The organism is Streptomyces sp. NPDC101166, assembly GCF_044768125.1.
Taxonomy (GTDB): Bacteria; Actinomycetota; Actinomycetes; order Streptomycetales; family Streptomycetaceae; genus Streptomyces.
In genome coordinates this window covers 1-1,488 of record NZ_JBIWPF010000105.1, presented here as the reverse complement: position 1 = coordinate 1,488, position 1,488 = coordinate 1, and the positions used below count along the sequence as shown (strand labels likewise).

Below are 1,488 nucleotides of genomic sequence, written 5' to 3'. Positions count from 1 at the left end.
GTGGCATGGGAACGGTGTACTTGGCTCGGCATCCCCGATTGCCTCGCCAGGTTGCGCTGAAGCTGCTCGCCCCTGAGATCTCCAGCGACGAAGAGCTACGTCGTCGCTTCGACCGGGAGGCCAATGCGATTGCACGGCTCGAGCACCCGAATATTGTGGATATTCACGACCGTGGGATTCATGGTGGGCAGCTGTGGATCGCGATGCAGTATGTCTCCGGCACGGACGCATCGCGGCTCAATCCGCAGGAACTGTCGGTTGAACGTGCCGCGAAGATCATTGTGGAAACCGCTGCAGCGCTGGACTATGCACACAGTCGGGGCATAGTGCATCGAGACGTGAAGCCTGCGAACATCCTGCTGTCGAGTGCGGACACGGGGAGAGACGAACGGGCGGTTCTCACTGACTTCGGAATCGCCCGGCTACAGGATGCGAACACCCAGCTGACATCCGCGGGGACTGTTACCGCAACCCTGGCCTACGCCTCTCCGGAGCAACTTTCGGGCGGGACGGTGGACCATCGGTCCGACCAGTATTCGCTGGCCTGCACCTTGTTCGCGTTGCTGGCAGGGCAGCCGCCGTTCGCCGCAGCGAACCCCGGACAGGTCGTCGCGGGCCATCTGGCGATGCCGATCCCTCACCTCACTGGTTTCAGACCTGATGTGGCGCCGGACCTCGACTCGGCGTTGGCTCGCGCGACCTCCAAGCGGCCCGAGGACAGATTTCGCAGTTGTTCGGAATTTGCCACCGCGGTCGCCACGGCCGCACAGCGGCCAACCTTCTCCGCCCGGTCGGCGCCGACAGTCGTAGCGCCCGATTCGACTCCCGCGCATGTCTACCCTGCTCAACCTCCGCTCCTGGCTCCTGAGCCTTGGCATTCATCGGCGCCAAAGAGATCCGGGGTTTCCCGGAGGTGGGTCATCGGAGCCGGGGCCGCCGCCATCTCTGCCTCTGTGGTGGGCATTGGAGGGGTAATCGTGTCACGGCGTGGCGAGGCATCGACAACGGCAGACCCGAGCGCGGTACTCGATTGTGGCGGCGAGATCAGGCGGCTGGCCTTCAGTCCGGACGGGGGAACCCTCGCGGTTGCCACCGGACCCGCCGGCGGCTTTGTGCAGCTATGGGAACTTCGAACGCGAACACAAATCGGTCAGTTCGCTCTGAGTAGCGTCACGGCGTTCGGGTTCAGCCTGGATGGTGGGAGTGTGGTCGCGGCCGGCATGGTGCCAGGATTCGGATTCTTCGACTCGCGGACCGGCCGATCACTCGGGCCGGTGCTCTATCCGTCGCCTCCCTTGCCCGACTCACAGCAATTCAGCGCCGATCGATCCTGGCTGGCCTTGGCCTCGAGCGGAGAACTCTCGTTCTGGGACACTCGAACAGGTCAGAAGTCAGGTGAGTCAATCTCAACGAACGAGCTTGTGAAGCACATCGCATTCTCGTCGGACGGTTCGGTGATCGCGTTTGTCGATAAGCGTCGCCAAGCCG

General features: G+C 63.4%; 1 protein-coding gene. It reads left to right on the top strand.

All coding sequences use genetic code 11. The features are described from left to right. Nucleotides 1-14: 14 nt before the first annotated feature. On the top strand, nucleotides 15-1,488 hold a 1,474-nt coding region (locus ACIRS4_RS36755; RefSeq protein ID WP_404204385.1), incomplete at its 3' end, for a WD40 repeat domain-containing serine/threonine protein kinase.